General features: G+C 36.2%; 20 protein-coding genes. 5 read left to right on the top strand and 15 right to left on the bottom strand.

Annotation, left to right across the window (positions count from 1 at the left end; translation table 11 throughout):
* Nucleotides 1–69 precede the first annotated feature (69 nt).
* From AC2CGN_RS16410 to AC2CGN_RS16400, 3 genes are all read right to left on the bottom strand, one after another.
* Nucleotides 70–972, bottom strand: a complete 903-nt coding sequence (locus AC2CGN_RS16410; RefSeq protein ID WP_286923887.1) for a chemotaxis protein — start codon at nucleotides 970–972, stop codon at nucleotides 70–72.
* 68 nt (nucleotides 973–1,040) lie between these two features.
* A complete protein-coding gene (locus AC2CGN_RS16405; RefSeq protein ID WP_286923886.1) occupies nucleotides 1,041–2,363 on the bottom strand; it encodes an MFS transporter in 1,323 nt (440 codons plus the stop codon).
* A 150-nt stretch (nucleotides 2,364–2,513) separates the two neighbouring features.
* Nucleotides 2,514–2,831: a winged helix-turn-helix transcriptional regulator gene (locus AC2CGN_RS16400; RefSeq protein ID WP_054770108.1), complete on the bottom strand. Its 318-nt coding sequence runs from the start codon at nucleotides 2,829–2,831 to the stop codon at nucleotides 2,514–2,516.
* Nucleotides 2,832–2,981: 150 nt separating this feature from the next.
* Between AC2CGN_RS16400 and AC2CGN_RS16395 the strand changes: the two genes are divergently transcribed.
* Nucleotides 2,982–3,374, top strand: a complete 393-nt coding sequence (locus tag AC2CGN_RS16395; RefSeq protein WP_283870955.1) for a DoxX family protein — start codon at nucleotides 2,982–2,984, stop codon at nucleotides 3,372–3,374.
* Nucleotides 3,375–4,134: 760 nt separating this feature from the next.
* Here the strand turns inward: AC2CGN_RS16395 and AC2CGN_RS16390 are convergent.
* The 3 genes from AC2CGN_RS16390 to AC2CGN_RS16380 all read right to left on the bottom strand — a co-directional run bounded on the left by AC2CGN_RS16390 (nucleotide 4,135) and on the right by AC2CGN_RS16380 (nucleotide 5,734).
* Nucleotides 4,135–5,001: an NAD(P)-dependent oxidoreductase gene (locus tag AC2CGN_RS16390; protein ID WP_429984458.1), complete on the bottom strand. Its 867-nt coding sequence runs from the start codon at nucleotides 4,999–5,001 to the stop codon at nucleotides 4,135–4,137.
* Nucleotides 5,002–5,276: 275 nt separating this feature from the next.
* Nucleotides 5,277–5,429, bottom strand: coding sequence for a Spo0E family sporulation regulatory protein-aspartic acid phosphatase (locus tag AC2CGN_RS16385; protein WP_414674127.1), 153 nt, complete (start codon nucleotides 5,427–5,429; stop codon nucleotides 5,277–5,279).
* Between the two features lie 116 nt (nucleotides 5,430–5,545).
* On the bottom strand, nucleotides 5,546–5,734 hold the full coding sequence (locus AC2CGN_RS16380) for a hypothetical protein (protein ID WP_054770112.1): 189 nt from the start codon (nucleotides 5,732–5,734) through the stop codon (nucleotides 5,546–5,548).
* 125 nt (nucleotides 5,735–5,859) lie between these two features.
* On the opposite strand from AC2CGN_RS16380, the gene AC2CGN_RS16375 reads away from it, so the two are divergent.
* The 3 genes from AC2CGN_RS16375 (at nucleotide 5,860) to AC2CGN_RS16365 (ending at nucleotide 7,485) form a co-directional block, all read left to right on the top strand.
* Complete coding sequence (locus tag AC2CGN_RS16375) at nucleotides 5,860–6,048, top strand: YkvS family protein (RefSeq protein ID WP_054770113.1); 189 nt, start codon at nucleotides 5,860–5,862, stop codon at nucleotides 6,046–6,048.
* Nucleotides 6,049–6,128: 80 nt separating this feature from the next.
* On the top strand, nucleotides 6,129–6,746 hold the full coding sequence (locus AC2CGN_RS16370; RefSeq protein WP_484514958.1) for a CPBP family intramembrane glutamic endopeptidase: 618 nt from the start codon (nucleotides 6,129–6,131) through the stop codon (nucleotides 6,744–6,746).
* Nucleotides 6,747–6,807: 61 nt separating this feature from the next.
* On the top strand, nucleotides 6,808–7,485 hold the full coding sequence (locus AC2CGN_RS16365; RefSeq protein ID WP_484514956.1) for a hypothetical protein: 678 nt from the start codon (nucleotides 6,808–6,810) through the stop codon (nucleotides 7,483–7,485).
* A gap of 186 nt (nucleotides 7,486–7,671) precedes the next feature.
* Here the strand turns inward: AC2CGN_RS16365 and AC2CGN_RS16360 are convergent, their stop codons facing one another.
* Both AC2CGN_RS16360 and AC2CGN_RS16355 read right to left on the bottom strand, forming a co-directional pair.
* Nucleotides 7,672–8,118, bottom strand: coding sequence for a MarR family winged helix-turn-helix transcriptional regulator (locus AC2CGN_RS16360; RefSeq protein WP_054770115.1), 447 nt, complete (start codon nucleotides 8,116–8,118; stop codon nucleotides 7,672–7,674).
* Nucleotides 8,119–8,239: 121 nt separating this feature from the next.
* Nucleotides 8,240–9,661 (bottom strand): PAS domain-containing sensor histidine kinase, encoded by a 1,422-nt coding sequence (locus AC2CGN_RS16355; RefSeq protein ID WP_484514954.1) that lies wholly within the window; start codon nucleotides 9,659–9,661, stop codon nucleotides 8,240–8,242.
* Nucleotides 9,662–9,920: 259 nt separating this feature from the next.
* On the opposite strand from AC2CGN_RS16355, the gene AC2CGN_RS16350 reads away from it, so the two are divergent.
* Nucleotides 9,921–11,660, top strand: coding sequence for a B12-binding domain-containing radical SAM protein (locus tag AC2CGN_RS16350; protein ID WP_484514952.1), 1,740 nt, complete (start codon nucleotides 9,921–9,923; stop codon nucleotides 11,658–11,660).
* 395 nt (nucleotides 11,661–12,055) lie between these two features.
* On the opposite strand, the gene AC2CGN_RS16345 is transcribed toward AC2CGN_RS16350, so the two are convergent.
* The 7 genes from AC2CGN_RS16345 to AC2CGN_RS16315 form a co-directional block, all read right to left on the bottom strand.
* On the bottom strand, nucleotides 12,056–13,411 hold the full coding sequence (locus AC2CGN_RS16345) for a TrkH family potassium uptake protein (protein WP_283870947.1): 1,356 nt from the start codon (nucleotides 13,409–13,411) through the stop codon (nucleotides 12,056–12,058).
* Between the two features lie 98 nt (nucleotides 13,412–13,509).
* Nucleotides 13,510–14,274 carry a TerC family protein gene (locus AC2CGN_RS16340; protein ID WP_429980453.1) on the bottom strand — a complete coding sequence of 255 codons (765 nt, stop codon included), beginning with the start codon at nucleotides 14,272–14,274 and terminating at the stop codon, nucleotides 13,510–13,512.
* A gap of 496 nt (nucleotides 14,275–14,770) precedes the next feature.
* Nucleotides 14,771–15,856 (bottom strand): SDR family oxidoreductase, encoded by a 1,086-nt coding sequence (locus AC2CGN_RS16335; RefSeq protein WP_484514949.1) that lies wholly within the window; start codon nucleotides 15,854–15,856, stop codon nucleotides 14,771–14,773.
* 19 nt (nucleotides 15,857–15,875) lie between these two features.
* A complete protein-coding gene (locus AC2CGN_RS16330; protein WP_484514947.1) occupies nucleotides 15,876–18,929 on the bottom strand; it encodes an efflux RND transporter permease subunit in 3,054 nt (1,017 codons plus the stop codon).
* 263 nt (nucleotides 18,930–19,192) lie between these two features.
* The gene (locus AC2CGN_RS16325) at nucleotides 19,193–20,770 is read right to left on the bottom strand and encodes a peptide chain release factor 3 (protein ID WP_286925310.1); all 1,578 of its coding nucleotides are present in this window, start codon (nucleotides 20,768–20,770) and stop codon (nucleotides 19,193–19,195) included.
* Between the two features lie 205 nt (nucleotides 20,771–20,975).
* Entirely contained in the window at nucleotides 20,976–22,442 is a 1,467-nt protein-coding gene (locus AC2CGN_RS16320) for a UDP-N-acetylmuramoyl-L-alanyl-D-glutamate--2,6-diaminopimelate ligase (protein WP_286925311.1), read from the bottom strand.
* A 327-nt stretch (nucleotides 22,443–22,769) separates the two neighbouring features.
* Nucleotides 22,770–24,158, bottom strand: coding sequence for an aldehyde dehydrogenase (locus tag AC2CGN_RS16315; protein ID WP_484514944.1), 1,389 nt, complete (start codon nucleotides 24,156–24,158; stop codon nucleotides 22,770–22,772).
* Between the last annotated feature and the right edge of the window lie 39 nt (nucleotides 24,159–24,197).

The following is a 24,197-nucleotide window of genomic DNA, read 5'->3' as shown; positions in this document are numbered from 1 at the left end:
ATACGTTCAGGATACCCATTATTAATATTGTGAAGTACCTTTTTACTCTATCCAATATTGACAGTAAATCTATAAAATCAGCTGGTCTACACGTAAAATAAGCTCAGCAATTTCTGGTTTACTGATTTGATCCTCCGCGCCTACTTTATCACCTTTATGTCGAAGATCATCTGTAATTAAGCTTGAGAAAATAATGACAGGGAGCTTTTTAAGATCCGGATGTTCCTTGATTTTTCGTGTTAGATGATGTCCATCCATTTGTGGCATTTCAATGTCAGTCACCACTAATTGAACATGCTCTGATACATCGCTTCCACCTTTAACAATGGATTCTAAGTATTCATAGGCATCACGACCATTTTCAAAAAATTCGACATTAACATAGCCTGCTTCGCTCATCGTATCAAATAATAGCTTCCGTAATAATGGTGAGTCTTCCGCAATCAAAATACGTTTTTCAGAGCGCTCACGTTGACCAAGCTTTTTAACAGATTCTACACTAATACCTGAATCTGGATTAATGTCCACCATAATTTTTTCGAAATCTAGTAACAGAATCATCTGCTCATTTTGTTTAATAACACCAATTACTTGTGAGGTACCTCCTTGATACATATCTGAAGGCTTCTCAATTTGATTCCATGAAATTCGATGAATCTGTGTAACATTATCAACATGGAATACAACGCGTTGTTTATTAAATTCTGCAACTATATATTTTTGTTGAGGATTGCGCTCTGCATGTTGAATCCCTAAAACACGAAGCATATCAACTACTGGTAGTACCTCTCCTCGTAATTGAATAATCCCCTCTACATGCGGGTGCGCGTGTGGAATAAATGTTACTGGAATCGGTTGAATAATTTCTTTTACTTTAATAACGTTAATACCAAATTTATTGTTAGCCACTTCGAATTCAACGATTTCTAGCTCATTTGTGCCACTTTCTAATAATATACCTTTTTGTTCCAAAGCAACCCCGCTCCTTTCTGTTCAACTTCTTTTTATAATTCAATTGTATCATAGGCAATACATTTCTCCTACTTGCTATTTCCATTTTTATCATGAACTTTTAAATGTACAAATAGACCAATTACCGTCATTACAATTAATGTGGAAAGTGCCACCCTACTTGCTAATGTGCCATAATCTTTCATCCATAATGTAACGGTCCCGTAGACTGCTGGTCCAATGATGGAGGATACTTTACCTGAAAATGCAAACAACCCAAAAAATTGTCCACGTTTTTCATCTGGAGAAAGTTCAATAATATAGGTTCTTGAGGTCACCCACATTGAGCCTAAAGATATACCAAACATACTACCAGCAATCCAGAACATCCATTGTGCAGTAGCAAAGACAGCAAATGCTAAAGCGACAATCATTAATATCGCCACTAAAGTGATGGCACGCTTTGCTCCGATTGCCTTTGTAATATAGCCAAACGCAAGTGAGCCAATAATTGTTGAAACAGTCGATACTAAATATAGAACGATAAACTGACCTGACGTAAAGCCGACTATTGTTGTGGCATAAACAGCCATCATAGCAATCGTTGTGGCAATAGCATCATTTAAAAAGAAATAAGCAATCATAAAGGTGAAAATTGCCTTATATTGCTTCATATCCTTAAAGGTCTGAATAATTTCCCTATAGCCTTCTAGGAACTTTATAGGCTTCCGCTGAGACTTTGGAAACGGTGTATCTTTATTAATAAAAAATAAAGGCAATGAAAATAATAAATACAAAATTGCGGTTGGAATAAATGCTCGATGAAAATCACTGTTTCCTACATACAAATAAACGAGTAAACCGAAAATTGTCCCTAAATAACCAATTGCTACTCCATAGCCAGAAATAAGAGGCATCTCCTCTTTTGTTCCTAAATCTGCCATCATTGAATCATAGAATACTAGACTAGAATTAAAGAAAAATTTTGCAATGACAAAACTAGCTACAACTAAAAATAAACTTAGTGACACACCTGAAAAATTCGTGGTCGTCTGTAGGTTTGCAAAGATCCCCATCATAAAGGTAAAGAATATAGAAATGGATGCAAACCATACGATAAACCTCTTCTTATAGCCTGTATTATCAATCCATACGCCAAACAATGGTGAAAACACAACAAGTAAAAAGCTGGCAATGGCATTTGCATAAGAAATAAATGTACTTGCAACTTGCTGCATAACTTCATTTGTTCCTAAAACCTCATCCATATAAAACGGGAAAAATATTGTATTAATATTTGAAGAAAAAATTGTATTTGCAAAATCATAAAATGCCCATGAAAGTATTGGCAGCGATAAATAAAGTGCAAATTGACTTCTATGTTGTGTGTCTACTGCTGAGCCCCTCTTCATAAACCCCCTCCTCCTATTCTCTATAATATTAAATTAATTTCTCTCTGTAATAAATAATACCTTTTGTTAAAAAAAAAATAATATTATTTACAAATTATTATCGACTAGCAAAAAGAATATCCAAGCCCCCTCGCTTGGATATTCACTCCATTATTCCTCGATATTTACCCACATGGAAGACCATTCTTCAATTGCCTGAAGAACTGGCGCAAGTGCATGCCCCTTTGCTGTTAGCTCATATTCAATCACTACTGGGGTTGAAGGAATAACTGTCCGTGTGACAATTTGTTCAATCTCTAATTCTTTTAATCTTTCTGTTAACACTCTGCTACTTATTCCTAATTGATTTTTGATAGCTGAGAACCTTTTAGGACCTTCTAATAGCTGATAAATAAGCAAGGTGTTCCAGCGATGATTCAATATGGTTAGCGCCCTTTCAAAGCGTGGACAAATTTTTTTTTGCTCCAATCTACCTGCCTCCATCGTCATTTTTTTCTTATTTAACAGTATATCATTTTTTCAAAATCTGTTTTAAAAAATAAAACTTAGTTACTTGACAAAAGTTATTTTTAAAAATAAACTAAGTTACGAAATGTAAGCGAAAGGAGATCATTAAAAATGCAAAATATTGGATCAACTATTTTACGTGTCGTACTTGGCATTATTTTTGCAGTTCATGGATATCAAAAATTTCAGGGTGGTATTAGCTTTACAGCTGATTATTTTAGTTCCCTTGGAATCCCCGGCTTTATGGCTTATGTTGTAGCTATCATCGAATTAGTAGGTGGTGCTGCGATTATTTTAGGCTTGGGTACAAGACTTTTTGGGGCTTTATTGACTGCAACAATGGTTGTTGCTATTTTTACAGCGAAGCTTAGTGTTGGTTTTATCGGAGAGAATGGATTGGCAGGCTATGAATTAGACCTAGCTTTAGGTGCCATTGCTTTATACTTTGCCCTTGCTGGAGCATCTAGCTACTCTTTAGATGCAAAACTTTTCAAAAAAGAGTAATGTTTTCCGCAGCTCTCTATTTTCTGTGTGGTAGTGAGCAGCTTTATAAAAAGAAAACCCGAAGTACCTATACTTCGGGTTTTCATGTTGAAATACTATTATGTCAATGAAATCAATGTGACAAATAAAAAAGTATAACCCTTTTTCAAAACGAGGGGTTGATCTCCGTTCCGACTGAGTGCTTTCCTGGGGGCGTCCGATGAGCCGCTTCACTCGCGCTCCAGGGTCTCATCTGTGACGCTGAATCCCCAAGGAGTCACTCAGTCTACACTCCAATCAACCATTAGTGATAAATTGAAGTCTTAGCCATCACTATTTTATGCAAAAATGAAGCTGATAACATTTTTCTATGCGAAAGAAGTCCAGCAATAAGTAGCTTTATGTTTAGTTATAAAGTAGTTTTATGTACAAAAATGTAGGTTGACAGCTATAGAATTGTACTACTATTCTATCCATTTAATGTTGGTGAGTAATATGCTTTTACTTTACTTTTGAGGGAAGAAAATATTTAAAGTTCTACACTATTGCAGATTGGAGTGCAAGGCTACTCGACTCCCGTGGGATAGCGAGACAGACGAGACCCTGCACGGAGCGTCAGCGCAGGAAGCGGCTCGTCGCTCGCCCACTGGAAAGCGAGTAGCCTGGAACGGAAATCACCTTATTTGACTTAGTAGTGTTCACAAAGAATCCTTTGACCATTTAGTTTTTCAACACTATAAGAAAACCCAGAAGTAACCTATACTTCGGGTTTTCTATAATATTACTGATAAGCTTTTAAAAGTGCCTGTGTACCATATTCACCATAGCCCTCTTCAATAAGCTTCTCATACATTTCATAAGCAAGTGCTAAACCTGGTAACGATATCCCCATTTTTTTAGATTCATCTAAAGCAATTTTCATGTCCTTGACAAAATGTTTAATATAAAAACCGGGTGCGTAATCATCATTAATCATACGAGGTGCTAAATTACTTAAAGACCAGGATCCAGCAGCACCAGACGCAATCGATTGTAATACTGTTGGTAAGTCAAGTCCAGCTTTTAAACCATAAGCTAATGATTCACATACACCAATCATCCCAGAAGCAATAACAATCTGATTACACATTTTAGCATGCTGTCCTGCACCTGCTTCACCTTGATAAACAATATTCTCACCAAAATGTTTCATGACTGCTAATACTTTATCAAATGTAGCCTTGCTGCCGCCAACCATAATGGATAGTGTACCATTTTGAGCACCAATATCCCCTCCAGAAACAGGTGCATCTAACGCTTCTATCCCAAGCATTTGAGCATGAGTAAAAATTTTCTTCGCTAATGTTGGCTCTGAAGTAGTCATATCAATCAAGATATTGCCTGTTTCAGCAGATTGAAATAATCCATTGTCTCCAAAATATACTTCCTCTACATCTGAAGGGTATCCAACCATTGTGAAAGCTAAATCCTTATTTTTAAATGCCTCTGCTGGAGAGCTAGCCCAAGTTGCACCTAATGCTACAAGTGGTTCTGCTTTTTCTTTAGTTCTAGTATAAACCGTTACTTCATGACCATTGTGTAATAAATGCTTAACAATACTAGCGCCCATAACGCCTGTACCAATAAATGCAATACGTTCTTTTCCCATATGTAGCGACTCCTTCTTATTCCATGCTAGCCATCCATTGAAAATGAATGATTAACACTAATTGTTATCTTTTCAGTGTAGTGGAATAAGTGCAATAATTCAAACTCTTCTTAATGTCCATTTATACGATTAAACAAAAAAGAGAGCAAGTGATGGGGTATCACTGCTCTAAAGGGGGAAATGAGAATGTTGCTGTGTTCAATATAAGTATTCCCCGTTAAATGTTTTTTAAACATCTTTTTTAAAGTTTATACTCTGAATACTGGAACATTCTTTTATTCTTCTTGATCTTCTTCTTCCTCAAATGCTGTCTGTCTATAATAAGTGTTCATTAACTGATCTAATCTGCGACTCAGTTGAATGGTTTTTGCGTTTTGTAACCCGTTTTCTACACCTGAGCGAATCATCATCTCACGAGTTTGTTCCATTTGTTTCAAGAGTAGATTGACCATTCATACAACCCTCCACATACAAATAATCATACCATTATTATACATTTATATTTCATTTCTTACAGCATTAACTTCCGACAATGTTCGACAAATTAACTTCTAGGAATTTCCTGATAAGTGTAAATCACTAGCCCATTTTGTTTGGCCTCTCCACGAAAATGTTTGAATAAAGGGTGTTTTACCAGTACTTCTCGGAATTCATAAAATTGTTCCTTATCAATTTCTATACTGTTAATTTCCCCATTTTGTAATTGTTTAAGCATATTTTCGTATTTATCCATTTATTCTATTCCTTTCTTCTAAATCATTTTGTGTAATAAATTATGAATTATTCAAAAAAAGCTTTACGTTTCCCTTTTTTTAATGCAAACTGTATATTATTAGTCGATGAAGGAGCTGACTGTCTGTGAAAATAGCTGAAGTTGGAAATATTATCGAGTTTAAAAATGGTCTGCAAGGTATTGTTGAAAAGGTAAATGAAAATTCGGTAATTGTAGATTTAACATACATGGAGAATTTCGATTCTCTAGAGATTGAAGAGAAAACAGTTGTTAACCATAAACGATACAAAATTTTATATACTAATGAAGCTTAATAGTCTGAATAGTCCCTATTTGTCTTTATAGATGATATGGGACTTTTTTTTTGATAAAATTAAAGCATGGAGGTCGAATTATGCTTACAAATTCGAAACAAACAATATTATTTCTCCTTTCTTTATTATTCGTTTATGGCATGCTGGCTTTTACCTTTGCTAATCAAGCAGTATTTTGGTACTTGTATGCATTTATTTTGCTTGTATGTATTGCAATCTCCATTTTAGCCGGTAAAATCGAAGATCAATTACCTACATGGCAATTCCTACTCTTTGGTATTGGATACGGTACAATCACATATGGTATCATTCGCTTGGGTTATTGGCTTGCACCATACATCAATGATTCGTTAGTACAATCTGTTCAAAATTTTTTAACAAACTATGGACCACAAAATATTTGGCACTATATTTTACTTGTATTCATTATAGCTATTGGTGAAGAACTATTTTGGCGCGGATATGTTCAACAACAGTTAAAACGCTTTATGCGTCCTGCTGTAGCAGTTATTGTAACAGCTGTTTTATGTGCCATCTCCATTGCCCTAAGCGGTTTTATACTTGGTATGGTTGCCGCACTCATAGCAAGCCTCATTTGGGGCTTTTTATATGAATGGCGTAAAAGTATGCCACTTGTTATTGTAGCCCATGTAGTTTTTGTACTATTATTATTTTTAGTGTTACCTTTAACATCATAACATTAAAAATTGGAAACATTTTATCTTTACCAACGTTTAATTTAGAAAAGGAGGGCATTTCATGCAAAAAAAATTATTCTCATTACTTGCATTATTACTAACAGCCGTTTTATTTGTAGGATGTAATACTACTGACAAATCAGAGAGTTCAGGTGCTCAAAATAATGAGCCATCAAATACTTCCAATGAACAAAAACCATCTAAGGATAACACTGCAGGTGAAGCGCAAGAAACGCCTACATCAAATGATTCAAACACAGATACTTCTACTAGTCCACAACAAGAGGTTAAATACGTCCAAAAAGGTGTAGATAAAACTGAAAAGGCAAGTGAATCTAAAAGCGTTGAACAAGGCTATAAAATGCAACAGCTACCTGGATTCACACTTACTCAAGAAGAACCAGGTAAAGATATGTTAGTCTCAAATGAAAATGATGAAGTATTTATGCGTATTGAAACTGTAGATGCTTCTCAGGCAAACTTTAATGATGTTAAAACTTCTTTGCAGGATCATATGAATGCTGTCGGGGAAACAGTAGCATTAACATCTGAGGAACTTTCAGCATTTAAGAATGTAACAAATATCGAAGGCTATGTGGTTGATTTCGATACAGAAAAAGTAGTTGGGGTTGTTTTTGAAAAAGATGGCTTAATTACAAAACTAATAATCCATGATAATGATGAATTAGACTTAACAGATGCTATGCTTAATATGGCGGCAACAATTTCAAAACAATAAATATGAAAATAAGACTGTAGACGAACTAAAAAGTTTGCCTACAGTCTCTTTGTTCATAAAAACACCCCAAAGCAATAAAGAACTAAAAAATTCACTTTTTGTCTTTTTAAAATTAAAAAAATCGATTTGCATGACAATTTTTACGGCAAATCGACTTTTTCAGTGCCCTTAACAATCGGGTACTTCTTAATAAGATAAATCTTTAATGGACAGCCCTAATTTTTTCAACAAATTGATGGCTTGATCTTTTTCCTCCACAGATAACACACTCACTAGCTCATGCAAATGACGCTCATGCTTTGGAAATAACTCACTCATAAACGCCTCACCCTTCTCAGTAATTTCTGCATAGGTAACTCGGCGATCTGCTGGACAAGAGACACGTAATAAATATCCTCTTTTTTCGAGCTTGTCAATGACATACGTAATAGACCCACTGGCTAGCAAAATTTTATTGCCAATTTGCTGTAAAGGTTGTCTTCCTTTATGATAAAGAAGCTCTAATACGGCAAATTCAGTAGGATTTAATCCATTCTCTTGAAAGAATGAATGAGTTGTCTCGTTAATCGCTTTATGTGCACGTGATAATACAATATATAATTTTAAAGATTGCTTTAAATCTTCTGACGTCATATCCTTTTCCTCTCAATTCGCTCTTTATACATGCCATTATAGCGATTTTAGAAAAGCATTGTCAAAAGCAATATCTAAATTCGTGCATTTTAAAGCATTTATGCAACCATTTATACTTTCCTTATGTTACTAAATAAGCGGAGTCCTTCGACGGTACATCCACTGCATCCATTTGATTAAATGTGTAAATGGGGAATTGCAGGTGGAAGCATGTCCCCTTCTGTAACTCACTATTCACACCAATTAACCCTTCATGCTCTTCTATCACTTTTTTCACGAAAGCAAGGCCTAGTCCTGTCCCTGTTGATTTAGTCGTGTAAAAAGGCTGGAATAAGTTTTGAAGGGTACTGCTATCCATACCATTGCCTTCATCTTTAATCATTAGTTCAACCATCGTGCAGTCAATGACATTCATTTCTATCGTGATTGTTCCACCATTATTCATGGACTCCATCGCATTTTTGATGAGATTCATGAAAACTTGCTTTAAACGATTTTCATTACCGCCAATATAAGCTGCTTGATTAGCAGAAGAAATATATTGAATCATAATATTTTTCATCAAAGCATCCGGAAGCATAAATTCAATCACTTGCTTCACAATATTGTCCAAATCTAATAATTCCACCTTCATACTTGTTGGCTTGGACAATACTAAAAGCTCGGATAAAATTTGTTCCATCCGTTGGAGCTCACTGTCAATAACAGATAAATACATTCGCGATTCTTCATCAGCATTTAGCTTTAATAATTCCGTAAAGCCCTTGAGTGAAGTCAATGGATTCCGAATTTCATGGGCAATGCTAGCTGCCATTTGGCCAACCACATTTAAAGCCTGCTGATGCTCCACTTTATGTTGAAGTTGTTTCTTTTCTGTTTCATCATTAATAACTGTGATAATAATATTGTTATATTCATCAAAAACACTAGAGATTTCATAATAGCATGTTCTACTAACTTGCGTTTCATCAACAACATGAATACTTGCATGTTTCTCACCCATTAACTTTGAAAGATAGGATGTAATTTGTCCCTTTTTCATTGTAAATGAGTCAAAAATATGCTGGTGTGCTTTATGAAGAAGCTGCGTTTTTTCTAATTTTAAATACATTTCTGCATACTTATTGAGCCCAAGAATTATCCCGCTAGCATCACTTACTATGACAGCATATGGTAAGTGGTCGTATGCATTGAAAGACTGTGACCTTTCCTGCTCCTGACTAACATATAACCTATGGGCAACATCATTATTTAATGTTGATATTTGGGCAACGATTTCCCCTGTATTTGGATCATAAAAACATTTGAAGGACATCATCTCAAATTCGTTACCTGCAATACGAATATTAAAGATTTCTTCAGATCTCAGGTCGTTTTGTAGTTGTTTGACAAACTTCGCCCATTTTAAATTGGATGGCTCGTCCATTGCTAAATAGCCAATATACGTTAAATTCAGGTTAAAAAGTTTTATAGCAGCTTCATTAACGTTTAAAATTTTTCCTGCTTTATTCAGAATAAGTGTTGGTGACGAAGTACTTTTCATAAGATTTCCAAAACATTGATTAATATCATTTTGCTTCAACTTTCTCACCGAACCTTTCAAAAGAGTAAAAAACCTCTAAATTGAATTTTGAGCCTTTACTATACTTTATGACTGTACGATTCTATTATTACAAAATTTAGTAAATTTAAGTATTTAAAATTATTTCACGAACCGTTCACAAAATAAATAGGTAAAAAGGATTATATTGTATGATAGCTACTTGACTGTTACAATTAGATGTTGAAAGGAAGATTATTGAATGAATACTATTTTAACTACTTTAAACGCAAAGTATATTCACACAAATTTAGCATTGCGTTATTTAAAAGGAGCTGCTTTACCAGAATTCAATCCAATTATTGCAGAATACACAATTAAAGATCCCTCTTTTAATATTGTATCAGATTTATTTCAAAAAAAACCTGATATTGTAGGATTTAGTTGCTACATCTGGAATATTGAAGAAACTATTCATGTTATTAAAATGTTAAAAACTGTCTGCCCTGATGTTAAAATTTTGCTGGGAGGACCTGAAGTTTCTTATGATGTCCACTATTGGTTACGTAGGGTTGAAGAAATTGATTTTATTATCATGGGTGAGGGCGAGACATCTTTTAAACAATTACTTCGCTATTTACATGGAGATATTTCATTAGAGGATGTGCCAGGGATATGTTATTTAGAGGATGGTAAAGTAAGAATTCACGCTCAGCCTCCAAAGATAGACTTACGAGAATTGCCTAGTCCATTTCGTTTTGAAGAGGATATTCCACACCTCAGCAAACGAATACAGTATATTGAAACAAGTAGAGGATGTCCGTTTAGCTGTCAATTTTGTTTATCTTCTATTGAAGTAGGGGTTCGTTACTTTAACCGTGAAAAAATAAAAGAAGACATTCGTTTTTTAATGAATAATGGTGCACGTACAATTAAATTTGTTGACCGTACTTTTAATATTAGTCGTAGCTATGCTATGGAAATGTTTCAATTTTTAATCGATGAGCATAAGCCAGGTGTTGTCTTTCAATTTGAGATTACCGCAGATATTATGCGTCCAGAGGTCATCCAATTTTTAAATGATAACGCCCCAAAAGGTTTATTCCGTTTTGAAATAGGCGTACAATCCACAAACGATTTAACAAATACACTCGTCAAACGCCGTCAAAATTTTGAAAAGCTAAAGCGCACAGTGACCATGGTAAAAGATGGTGGGAAAATTGATCAGCATTTAGATTTAATTGCTGGTCTGCCTGAAGAGGATTATGGTAGCTTCAGACAAACTTTTAATGATGTTTTTGCAATGAGACCTGAGGAATTACAGCTTGGGTTCCTAAAGCTTCTGCGCGGGACAGGGCTTCGCCTTGAAGCTGAAAAATTCGGCTATACTTATGTGGATTTAGCACCCTATGAGATTTTCTCTAATAATGTCTTAAACTTCGATGATATTGTCCGTATTAAACATGCAGAGGATGTACTTGAGAAGTATTGGAATGATCATCGTATGGATCATACAGTTGAATATCTAGTAACGGAAGTTTTTGAAACACCTTTTGATTTCTTCCAAAATTTCGGAACTTATTGGGAATCAAAGGGATGGTCCCGAATTGGCCATCAACTTGAGGATTTATTCCGTCGTTTATTAATGTTTTTAGAAACAATAGAGGGTGTGAATATAGATATTGTTAAAAGCTTAATGCAACTTGATTATCTGATGGTACAGCAATTCCAGCCTCGTAAACTATGGTGGAAGGAACGTCCTACTGAAGAACAGCAAAAAGCAATTTACAATGCCTTGCGTGAAAACCCTTCAATAGCGGGAGAAGCATTCGCTAATTTCGATTTATCAGAAAAAGAATTATTTAAACATACACTTGTAGTACCACACCACTTGGATTACCAAAATTTCACAAAGGGCAAAATTGTACAAAAAAACGGCTATCTATTCACATATTTCCGTCATGGACAAGCCCCGTACTTTGCGTCCATCCATTCTATATAATTAAAAACGCTAATCCTATAAAATCAACATTAGGATTGGCGTTTTTCTATTCTTAAAGAATTCTTAAATTTCCCAAACCTATTTAACTCTTCAAAAGTAAACCATAATGAACAGACAAACAGGAAGTTCACTTCTGTTACTTTCCCTTAGTAAGGGTAGCACAAATAACCCAAAAATTCTTAGTGCTAAATTCTTAGCTGAAGAACATAATCATCTTGTAATTAATACCCATTTCGATAATAATACATTCGGGATAAATAATTTTAAATTTTTTGACATTTTAATGAAAATTGTTTTTTAGCGATTTTTCTATCGCCTTTACCAAGTTAAAAAAGAAACCCGAATACACGTTAAATATACTTTTTAACGTACACTCAGGTTATGACAAAACCCTACTACCCAATAATTACACGTTCCTTTGGATAATGATAGCTTGATTTTTTACCTCTTCCTCCACCACCAAGAGTATAAAGGAAGGAAATTAAGCCGACACGACCAACAAACATCAAAATAATAATGATAATTTTGCCGACTATTGATAAATCAGAAGTAATTCCTAATGACATGCCACATGTACCGAATGCTGAGGTAATTTCAAAAATGATTTGTATCAGTGATGCATGTGGCTCAGTAATAAGTAAAATAATAGTCGCAACCAAGACCATAAAGAAAGCTAACAAAATAACAACAAACGAGCGAAAGACATCAATTAAATGTATTTCACGTCCAAACACTTGAATATCCTCTCTTCCTCTTGCAAAGGTAATAAGGAATAGGATAGCCATGGCGAATGTTGTTGTACGTATCCCACCACCAACTGAGCTAGGTGAAGAACCGATAAACATTAGGAAACTCATAAAAATATCTGTTGCTTCACTAAATGTTGTTACATCATATGTTGTAAGCCCTGCTGAGCGTGTCGAAACTGAATGAAACATAGCAGAAAACAGCGCCTCATGCCAAGCCATTCCCTTAAATGAATGAAATGATTCAAGCAGAAAAATTACGACAGCACCAACTACAAATAAAATTGCATACGTGGAGGTAGTAATTTTTGTAAATAAACTGAATCGGAAATTTGCATGACGATTCATTAAAAAAGTTTTTACTTCTATAAGTACCGGGAAGCCTATTGCGCCAAGGACAATTAATACCATGGTAATCAATTGAACAAAATAATCATTATGAAACGGTAGCAAGCTCATTCCTGTAATATCGAAACCACCATTAGTAGTGGCGGAAATAGAAGCAAAGACACCATGTAGAAAAGCTTCCTCTAGCGTATCGAAATAATTCGTAAAGTGTAGTGTTAGTATAAATGCACCTACAACCTCAATACCGATTAAGATTTTTAATATTTCCCGTATTAATTGAACTACGCCAGATAAATTATATTGGTTATGGTCTATCATAATTAATTGTCGCTCACGCATGCCTATTTTTTTCCCAACCAATAACCAAACAAAGGTACCGAGTGACATAATGCCAATGGCTCCAAGCTGCAGAATAACAAGCACCATTACGAGTCCAAAGGTTGTATACGTCTCTGAAATATTAAATGTGGTTAAACCCGTTACACTTACTGCGCTTACTGCTGTAAACAAGCTATCTAATAACGAAACTTTCACACCTTCTTGATGAACGCCCGGAAGTCGTAGTAACAGGAAGGAAATGGCTATGGCTATAAAATAATAAGATACTAGTACCTGAAACGGCGTTACAAGCCTATTCGATGATTTTTTCCAAGGCACTTTCTTAACTCCTTCCATACTCTAAACTCGATAGATATTAGTATAGAAAAAATACGTCAAAAAAGAAAGAGGAATAGATATGACTATTCCTCAAAAAGTTAATGTGTATGTTGTTTATTCCTTACACCTACTAAGTAACCAACTAGTGCAATTGCTACTAGTACAACCCAAAAAGTTACCTCCCACGCTGTAGAATGAGGGAACTCTACTGGTAAAATACCTACTCTTTCGTGTGACAATGTTAACACAACAAGCTTGACACCTACCCAACCAACAATTAAAAATGCAGCCGTTTCAAGTGAAGGATAGTCATTTAATACTTTTACAAACCATTGTGCAGCAAATCGCATCATGATTACACCAATAAATCCTCCAAGTAGCATCACTGCAAATTGACCGCCATTGATACCACCAATATCAAAATGCCCTAGTTCTGGTAGTGTGACCGCTATAGCTACTGCTGCAAGCATCGAATCGATAGCAAATGCAATATCCGCAGCCTCCACCTTAAGCACCGTCATCCAGAAACCACTGCCTCTTTTTGTTACTTTCTCATTCGTTTCGTCTGTTGAATCCTCTTTATGGCGTAAATCATATATATTTTTCCCTGACATGAATAATAAATATGCTGCTCCTAGTGCTTGAATCTGCCAATAATTCACTAGCACTGTAATAATAAAAAGCGCTGAAAATCGGAAAATTAATGCGCCAAATAATCCATAAAATAAAGCCTTTTTTTGTTGATCACGCGGTAAATGTCTCACCATTACAGCCATTACAACTGCATTATCTGCTGCTAATAATCCTTCTAAAACAATCAGTACAATAAGTACCCACCCATACTGTAATAAAATTGCCTCCATGTAAGTGCCTCCTCTACCTCTGTATACCCAAATTAGTCATTACTATACAGGTACAAAAGAAAAGACCTCTGCCCTATGAAAAGGCAAAGGTCTCGCTAAGTAAATCAATTACGCCTTGGCGTAATTGGCAGATGTCACGGATTTTCATTTCATCTCACCACCTTTAGAGGTGGCGTCTTCTGTATCTGCCGCAATGCTTACGCGCAAAAACTTTCGATACAAAAAACATTTGCTGAATGAAGATAAATCCCTTCTATCAGAAAATTTCAACTCCAAGCTAGAAAGCATAGAGTTATTTACTATCACACCCGATGGTAAATACCATGTCTTGACGAATGTGAAACCAGCTACAACGCTCGTATCTGTTAGCTACTCCCCTTTGACAAAATGTCGAAGGTGTTCTTCTGTAAAAAATATTATAGCACTAACATGAAAGCGTGGCAAAATGATCTATCTACTAATTCATCTTCATAGCAAAAAAGATAAAAGACTAATTCTATTTTATCTGAATTTGATAGTTTTTTTCTTCTTTATGCGCTAAATAGAAATCAATCATGATAGGCATCGTATCTATAAAATCAGGACATGTAATCCCACCCTTTGTCAAAATTGCTACTGCTTCCGTTGTATCAAAGTGAGCATTCCACGTTAAATAGTCTAACGTTTCCTGCTCTACCCCAAGTTTTTTTCGAATAAATGGCACTCGCAAAGATACTTTTGCTAGAATCAATGGTAATTGTCCCTTAGGAGATTGACTCGTTAATAATTTCACCATTGTCTGGTATACTTCTTGAACAGGATGTGGATTCGGATCTGTTAAATGCAAGGTTTTCCCTTCAGCACATTTTTCATCAACAAGATACGTTGAAGCATTAATAATATAATCTACTGGAACTACATTAATTGTTGATGTAGATTGACCGATATACGGAATAAAAGGCAACCATTTTAATTTATCTACCATATTTAAAAAGAAGTAAGGTCCATCAAATTTGATTGTTTCTCCTGTTTTGGAATGACCACGCACAATACCAGGTCGAATAATCGTTAATGGAATTTCTGATTTTAAATCTTCTACACGATGTTCAGCTTCATATTTTGTTTCCTCATAATAGTTTTTAAATGCAGGAGGACGAACGAGTTCATTTTCTTTTAAAACACCTTCACGTGTACCTGCCACATAGGCTGTACTAAAGTACATATAACGTCTTAAATTTGGAAGACTTCGAACAAAATCATTGACCATTGTTGTACCATGCACATTTACCTTCCAGGCTGTATCACGTGGGACTGCTAAATCATATATGGCTGCTAGGTGCCAAAGCACTTCTATTTGAGGCACTACTTCCTGTACTGTTTGATTTTCTAGTCCAAGATTCGGTAATGTAATATCTCCCTCTACTATACGAATCAAACCATTTGGAAACTCCGCAATAATAGAATCTTTTTCAATATTAGCCTTCACTAATTCTCCTGCTAAAACGATAACTACAACTTCCTGTGCCTGATTTTTTCGAAATATCTCCCTTATCAATTGACTTGAAATGAATCCTGGAAAACCTGTAAAAAAATGAACTCCCATCTCTCAATTCCCCCTGAGCCTACCGTATCTTCCGAGTTTCTTTATCCATTAAGCTATAAACAGTCGGTACAATATATAATGTCAGCAAAGTCGATGTGACAAGGCCGCCAATAACTGCAATACCCATAGGCTGATTCATCTCTGTTCCTTCACCAAAGCCTAGTGCAAGTGGCAGCAAACCTAAAATGGTCGTGAGCGCCGTCATTAAAATTGGGCGAAGTCTATCCTGAGTAGCAAGTAAGATCGCATCATAGGTCCCCATTCCTTTAGACTTTTGCTGATTAATATAATCTACAAGCACAATTCCATTATTAACGACAATCCCTACAAGGACTAATATACCGATAACAGAGGTCACTCCAATAAGCGTATTCGTCATAAACATTGCTATGGCAACACCAATAATCATTAACGGTACCGTAAACATGATTACAAATGGATGCTTAAATGATTCGAATTGTGCTGCCATTACGATATATACGAGCACTACAGCTAGTGCAACGGCTAAAAGCATATCATTGATAGCACTATCATAAAGTTCACGATCTCCACTAAAGACTACCTGGGTTTCAGAAGGTAACTTAGCCTTTTGTAATGCTTGGTCAACTTTAGCCGAAATACCGCCTAAAGATTCCTTCGTTTCATACTCCACAAAAAATGCTACAGCAGCCGCTTGATCAGAACGTCTAATCGATACGGGTCCTTCTTGAACAGCAACAGTAGCTATATCCTCAAGCTTTACAAATAAGCCTGCAGGAGAACGTAACTGCATAGATTTTAAAGATTCGATACTATTATTAAAGACATGTCCAAAGCCTGTATAAACCGGTAGTACCGCACCATCCTCTGCAATGATTTGTGTTGTAAGTTGACCCTTAGTCATTTGATTGACCAGTTGTGCTATTTGTGCAGGAACAAATCCGTAATCTTTTGCCCTTTCTCGGTCCACCTCGACTTGAATTTCTTTTACAGTGTTATCTAAATCTGTGGAAACATTTGTGACAGCACTTACCTTCAAAAGCTCCTGTTGCACATTATTGACTGCACTATGAAGTCGCTGTTCATCAGAATCGGTTAATCTAAATGTCAATGTATTTGGGGATGAGCCAGTTGATGTGGAGACATTAAAGGTGATTTCTGCCTGCTCACCAAGCTCAGTATGTAAATCTTGCTCAAGCTCCTCAACAAATTCAAAAATTGAACGTTTTCTATCTGCTAAAGGAACTAGCTTTACATAAAGCTCTGCCTGATTGGCACTTGTTTGTCCGCGAGCCTGTGATTGCTGTGTACCACCGACTAAGCTGACATAAACATCCACATCCTTCTCCTGTTTTAGCCGATCTTCAATTTTCGCAACTATTTTCTCCGTTTCTGATACAGCAACACCCTTCTCTAGATTTACACTAATTGAAGTAAATCCTTCATCGGTCGATGGTAAAAACTCTGTACCGATTCGCATAAGACCAAACAGTGCGATGCCAAAGCAGACGATTGTTGAGATAAGGACAAGCATGCGATGTCGCAATACCCAAACAATGGAAGCTCTATAATTTTTATATAAGATTGACTCATTACGTTTCTCATAAATGCTAACAGCTTTTATTTTTAAAAGACGGCTAGCAAGCATTGGAACAACCGTTAATGCAACCACTAAAGATGCAATTAAACTAAAGGAAATGGTTAAGGCAAATTCTGTGAAAATCTGTCCTATTAATCCCTCAATAAACATGACAGGAATAAATACCGCAATTGTAGTAAGAGTGGACGCGGTGATAGCAAGTGCTACCTCTTTCGTTCCTTCTTTAGCTGCTACTATAGGGCTCTTGCCAATTCCTAGATGACGCTCAATATTTTCAATCACAACGATGGCATTATCTACAAGCATCCCAATCCCAAGCGCTAATGCTCCCAATGTCATAATATTGAGGGAGAAATTCGCAAAATACATTAAAACAAATGTGACAATTACTGAGTATGGAATAGCAATACCTATAATAATAGGACTTTTCACGCTACGTAAAAAGACAAAAAGCACGAACATAGCGAATAAGCCACCTAAAAGTAACGAGGACCCAATATTGCTAATCGCTAAATCTACATAGTTTCCTTGATCTGTTAGTACATCAGCAACAATGCCCTCATACTGCTTCTTTGCCAATAATTCATTTAACGCATCTTGAAAGGCCTTTGATACCTCTGCTGTATTCGCACCTGACTCCTGTAAAACAGACATTAATACAGCTGGATGGTTATTTGCTCGCGTTGTCGTCATGGATCTTTGCTCTACACGTTCAACAGTCGCTACCTCCCCAACTGTCAAGGCTTTACCATCTAATGGATTTACTGAAACAATTAAATCAGCGATGTCTTTAGGTGTACTTAATGTGCTCAGGATACGTGTAGTTAGCATTTTTCCATCGTTAGTTAACACGGGCTCCCCTGGAAGAGACACATTGTTGGATTGAATGATTTGGATTATATCCGCTTGCGTTAAGCCTTTTTCAACTAGCTTTGATTCATCTAAAGTTAGTTGAACTTCTTCTACAAGCTTACCAGAAACATTTACACTTGCGACTCCTGCTGTTCGACGAAGCTCTTTTTCTAAGTCCTCCGCCAATAATCGTACGTCTACATCATCATTTTCTGCACGAAGCGAAAGCTGTATAATCGGAAATTGGGATGGGTCAAACTTTAAAAAGCTAGGCTTCTCAGCATCACTCGGTAAGGGGGTCATATCAATTCGCTGTAAAATATCAAGCTGTACATCTTCTATATTGGTTGACCAATTAAACTCAAGTACAATTAAATTGGATCCTTCTTGCGAGGTAGACTGTAGTTTTTTTATACCTGGTAGGGTTGCGAGCGTTGTTTCTAAAGGCTTGGTTATCTTTTCATTGACTTCTGCTGGACTCGCACCAGGATAAGAAGTAACAACGACACCTATAGGTGGATGTAGCTCAGGTATTAGCGTAATTGGTATTTTTAATAATGAAACCCCACCTAATATAATGACAAATAGCATCGTAACAATTGTAAAAACGGGTCTTTTAATTGAAAAATCACTAATGTTCATTTTTTACAAACTCCTTCTCTATCTTCCTTCCTATGATAACCGAAAAGGAGAATATTTTATAAATTAGAAAAATCTAAATCCATTTTTGCCGATTCTTAGTAAAGGCTAGAAGTTACAAAGGATGGTTAATTTTCGCTTAAAAACATGTCGCTCGACTTTTAGTGATACACTACATTTCCTAATACTGTATATATTCTACACATTGCTCTAATTTTCCTTGTAAAAAAACACGAATCGCAAAATTGTCGATTCGTGTTAGTTATTTATAAGAGACTATATAGTTTAATGTTTTCGTTTTTATCAGCAAACCAACGCATAGCAAACTCATTTTCAAAGAGGAAAACAAAATTATCAAAGCGATCTTTTACAAGCATGGAACGCCCTGAAGACATAGATTCCTTTACATCCTCTTCATTTTCAATCCATCGTGCTATTTTTGAACCAATTGGCTCCATCTTCACTTCAACATTGTATTCGTTTTTCATGCGATGTTCAAAAACCTCAAATTGCAACTGACCAACAGCCCCTAAAATGACTTCTTCGGTATGCAATGTTTTATAGTATTGAATAGCGCCTTCTTGAACTAATTGCAAAATCCCTTTATGGAATTGCTTTGATTTCATCACGTTTTTCGCTGTTACACGCACAAATAACTCAGGAGTAAATTGTGGTAATTTTTCAAATTGGAATGTTTTCTTTCCACCTACAACAGTGTCCCCAATTTGATATGTTCCAGTATCGTATAAACCGATAATATCGCCAGCTACAGCTTCATCTACTGTTTCACGATCATCTGCAAGGAATTGTGTAGATTGTGTCACCTTGAACGATTTACCTGTACGAGATAGTGTCATATTCATACCACGTTCAAATTTTCCAGATACAATACGAACAAAAGCAATACGATCGCGATGGGCAGGATTCATATTAGCTTGAATCTTAAAAATAAAGCCTGAAAATTCCTCATATTCAACAGGATCAATAAACTGTTCATCTTCAGTAATTCTAGGCTGAGGTGTTGGTGCAAATTGTAAATAGGTTTCAAGGAATGTTTGGACACCAAAGTTGGTTAATGCAGAGCCAAAGAAAACTGGCGTTAATTCACCACGACGAATCTTTTCCTCAGAATAAGCATTTCCCGCTTCGTCAAGCAGCATAATATCATCCATTGCTTGCGAATAATAAGAAGTCACCTTCATAGGATGCTCAACTGCAAGTTCTCCATTTTCATCAATAGGTAAAAAACGTTCTTCTTCATCAGTACGGAATTGCTCGATACGTTTATTATAACGATCATAAATACCTAGAAACTCTTTACCCATACCAATTGGCCAGTTCATTGGGTAAGCGTGAATGCCCAGTACCTCCTCAAGCTCTTCAATCAGCTCGAGTGGCTCTTTCCCTTGACGGTCCAGTTTATTGATAAAAGTAAAAATCGGAATACCACGCATTTTACAAACTTTAAAAAGCTTTAAAGTTTGTGCTTCAATCCCTTTGGCAGCATCGACAACCATAACAGCACTGTCTACAGCCATTAAGGTACGATACGTATCCTCTGAGAAATCTTGGTGACCTGGAGTATCTAAAATATTGACGCGAGAGCCATTATAATCAAATTGCATCACGGAGGAAGTTACAGAAATCCCACGCTGCTTTTCAATTTCCATCCAGTCAGATGTTGCAAACTTACCTGTTTTTTTCCCTTTTACTGTACCAGCATCACGAATCGCACCACCGAATAGTAAAAGCTTTTCTGTTATCGTCGTTTTCCCAGCATCAGGGTGACTGATAATGGCGAATGTCCGACGCGATACTATATCTTTTTCTAAATTTGAATTCATCTCGTCATTCTCCTTTTTTCATACTTACTAATAATAAAAGAAGACTTGCCTTTCGTACAAGCTTTTTACATGAATTCCCGAAAAAGAAAACCCTTTAGTGACTACTAAAAGGGTTCCTTTAACATTCATCAGTATGCCTAAGATATTGAAATTGGTAGATTATCGTTTTAATAATCTCAAACAAACACCGATAATGGGGTATCCATTATACGAATTTTAATCGACCCGCTTCAATAGCAATCTCTGCATCGCTATGTGGATATTTTGTATTCTCAATAATCTGGTAATCCTCATGACCTTTACCAGCAAAAATAATCATATCTCCTGGTTCAGCAATTTCAATTGCATGACGGACAGCCTCTGCTCGATCTCCAATACAAGCATAATTTTCATGAAGCATCCCTTTGGCAAGGTCACCTGTTATGCTATTGTAATCTTCGTAGCGTGGATCATCTGTCGTCAAAATCACATAATCCGCTGCCGATGCCTTTTCCGCCATTGCCGGGCGCTTCGATTTATCACGGTTACCACCTGTACCTACAAGGAAAATAAGCTTCCCTTTTTTATACGGCTGTGCTGCTGCAATCGCCTTTTCAATTGCATCTGGAGTATGTGCATAGTCTACAAAAATTTGCACTGGTAAATCTGAGCAAACTTTCTCCATACGTCCTTTTACTGGCGGCAATTGCTCGATCTGTTCAATAATCGTTTCCATAGAGTAACCTCGACCATAAAAAGCAACCATTGCAGCAAGTACATTGTAAATATTAAATTCACCTAATAAATTCATTTTTACACGGAATATCCCTTCCGGCATTTCGACATCAAAGGAAGTCATGTAATCATGATACTCACAATTAATAGCTCGGAAATCAGCTGTTTCATTTATGAGTCCATATGTCCACACTGGGAAGGGTGTCATTGCAGCATAGCGCTCTGACCATTCATCATCAGCATTTAACACCACAAATTTATTTTTTTCTAAATCTTGTCCAAGTTGAGAGAATAGTAAACCTTTTGCATGGCCATATTCCTCCATCGTACCATGGAAATCAAGATGATCATGTGTAAGATTTGTAAAAATAGCTACATCATAATCAACGCCAGCCAAACGCCCTAATGCTAAACCATGGGAAGAAACCTCCATTGTCATAAGACGACAGCCTTCCATTTTGGCTCGGAAAATCATTTGCTGTGTCGATAAAGCATCACTTGTCGTATTAGCAGATTCATATAAAATACCATTTAAATTAAAGCCAATTGTTCCAGTTAGTGCAGACTTTTCGCCCATACCGTGCATAATATTCTGAATAATCCCTGTAACTGATGTTTTGCCATTTGTTCCTGTTACTCCAATCATCGTTATATCCTTTGAGGGATAATCAAAGAATTTAGCAGCAAGTAAGCCAACAGCTCTATCAGTATCTTTCACAATGACCTGTGCTATTGCTTCTCCTAATGGTAATTCACGTTCAGTCACTATTATTGTCGCGCCACCCTCAACTGCTTTTTGTGCATAGTCATGACCATCCACTGTGTAGCCCTTTATACAAACAAACATGCTATTCGGTTGTACACTTCGAGAATCCACCACAATATCACAGACCTGGTCTGGCAACACTCCAATTATTTTTTTCAAAGGTAATGCACTTAACAATTCCTCTGCATACATTTCATAGTCCTCCAATCAATCTCAACACTCATTTTATCATCCTTTGTTTTTTCGACAAAAAATGACAAGATGAATTCCCCCACATTCTATTGAATTTATTTTACTACTTATTTCTCGATAAATAAAATGTCTCATGAGTCGTTTTTTAAATGAAAACGCTATCATTTTAATATAAAGTTAATAATCCGTCGAAATTGGCCTTTCTTATTAAGAATCGCCAATTATCGACAACAATAATTCAAATCAACAAGAAAAAAATGGTCATTGGAGGATTGAGCAAATAAAGCAGAGAGGTGTCTAGATTTTATAGTCTGACACCTCCATCTGCTATTTCATAATTGTTCGGACAATCTTAACTTTTTGTTTATAAGGAGGGAAGAGCACGTTCGTTTCCAGTTTTGAAGATTTTTTTAGAATAGATTTCGCATGTGTAAAATTTTCAAAGCTAGCCTTGCCATGATAAGCCTTTACTCCTGACGGCCCAACACCACCAAATGGGAGATGTAAATTTCCAACATGTGTAATTGTATCATTAATGCAACCGCCCCCAAATGGCAGTTCCTCTAAGAAATACTGGATAGCCTTGTCATGCTCCGAGAAAAAATAGGCGGCTAAAGGCTTTGGTAATTGGCGAATTTGATGAATGACCAGTGGTAAATCATCATACATCATGACAGGTAGGATGGGACCAAATAGTTCATCCTGCATGGAGGGATTTGACCACTTCACGTATTCGATAATGGTAGGCTCAATATATAGATCATCACGATCTGTTCTTCCCCCAAATGTTATAGCATCTCGTTCCTCCTTTAAAATTTTCTGAAGGCGGTCAAATTGTCTTAAACTTACGATACGACCGTAATCGGGACTTTTCAATGCATTTTTCCCATAAAAAGAACGAATGGTATCCTTTAATACTTTCACAAATTGATCATAGATATCTTTATGGACTAGCAGATAATCTGGCGCTACACATGTTTGTCCAGTATTTGTAAATTTCCCCCAAACAATTCTTTTAGCCGCCACTTCTAAACTAGCTGTTTGATCGACAATCGCAGGGCTTTTTCCCCCAAGCTCTAAGGCAATTGGTGTTAATCTTTCCGCTGCTGCCTTGGCAACCACTTTACCTACTGCCACACTACCTGTAAAAAAAATATAATCAAATGAGGCATGAATTAAGGCAGTTACTTCCTCTTTTTCCCCCTCCACAACACGAACATAAAAGGGATGGAATGTTTCTTCAATTATTTTCTTTACAATTGCCGCCGTATGCACAGATGTTTCTGATGGTTTTATTATTGCTGTATTCCCTCCAACAATAGCTCCTACTAATGGCTCCATAACAAGCTGGAATGGATAATTAAATGGACCAATAATTAGGGTTACTCCATAAGGTTCTCGCACAATAAAGCTTTTTCCCATCTGATATTGGATGGGTGTTTTTACAGCTTCTGGCTCCATCCATTCTTCCACATGCTTCACCATATATGAAATACTATCTAACACAATACCAATTTCCGTTGCATATGCCTCAAATTCACTTTTTCGTAAATCTAAATATAGCGCATTTAAAATTTCTTTTTCGTATTTTAAAATCGATTTCTTTAGTTTAATTAATTGTTCTTTTCGAAATTTAGCACTTTTCGTTGCTCTTGAAAAATAAAATTGACGTTGCTCTGTAATCATATTTTCCACATCTTGTGTCGTAAAATTCACCTTAACGCACCCCTTTTTTTAAAATGGCATACATAGTTT

It is taken from the genome of Lysinibacillus sp. DFXJR4, from assembly GCF_057196045.1.
The sequence above is the reverse complement of the archived record's forward strand: the minus strand, read 5'-3'. Positions and strand labels throughout refer to the sequence as shown.

Bases quoted from the DNA above. Each gene is read 5' to 3' on its own strand.
- AC2CGN_RS16405 (WP_286923886.1), bottom strand. From the start codon at position 2,363: ATGAAGAGGGGCTCAGCAGTAGACACACAACATAGAAGTCAATTTGCA.
- AC2CGN_RS16395 (WP_283870955.1), top strand. From the start codon at position 2,982: ATGCAAAATATTGGATCAACTATTTTACGTGTCGTACTTGGCATTATT.
- AC2CGN_RS16390 (WP_429984458.1), bottom strand. From the start codon at position 5,001: ATGGGAAAAGAACGTATTGCATTTATTGGTACAGGCGTTATGGGCGCT.
- AC2CGN_RS16385 (WP_414674127.1), bottom strand. From the start codon at position 5,429: ATGGAACAAACTCGTGAGATGATGATTCGCTCAGGTGTAGAAAACGGG.
- AC2CGN_RS16380 (WP_054770112.1), bottom strand. From the start codon at position 5,734: ATGGATAAATACGAAAATATGCTTAAACAATTACAAAATGGGGAAATT.
- AC2CGN_RS16370 (WP_484514958.1), top strand. From the start codon at position 6,129: ATGCTTACAAATTCGAAACAAACAATATTATTTCTCCTTTCTTTATTA.
- AC2CGN_RS16365 (WP_484514956.1), top strand. From the start codon at position 6,808: ATGCAAAAAAAATTATTCTCATTACTTGCATTATTACTAACAGCCGTT.
- AC2CGN_RS16360 (WP_054770115.1), bottom strand. From the start codon at position 8,118: ATGACGTCAGAAGATTTAAAGCAATCTTTAAAATTATATATTGTATTA.
- AC2CGN_RS16355 (WP_484514954.1), bottom strand. From the start codon at position 9,661: ATGAAAAGTACTTCGTCACCAACACTTATTCTGAATAAAGCAGGAAAA.
- AC2CGN_RS16350 (WP_484514952.1), top strand. From the start codon at position 9,921: ATGAATACTATTTTAACTACTTTAAACGCAAAGTATATTCACACAAAT.
- AC2CGN_RS16340 (WP_429980453.1), bottom strand. From the start codon at position 14,274: ATGGAGGCAATTTTATTACAGTATGGGTGGGTACTTATTGTACTGATT.
- AC2CGN_RS16335 (WP_484514949.1), bottom strand. From the start codon at position 15,856: ATGGGAGTTCATTTTTTTACAGGTTTTCCAGGATTCATTTCAAGTCAA.
- AC2CGN_RS16330 (WP_484514947.1), bottom strand. From the start codon at position 18,929: ATGAACATTAGTGATTTTTCAATTAAAAGACCCGTTTTTACAATTGTT.
- AC2CGN_RS16325 (WP_286925310.1), bottom strand. From the start codon at position 20,770: ATGAATTCAAATTTAGAAAAAGATATAGTATCGCGTCGGACATTCGCC.
- AC2CGN_RS16320 (WP_286925311.1), bottom strand. From the start codon at position 22,442: ATGTATGCAGAGGAATTGTTAAGTGCATTACCTTTGAAAAAAATAATT.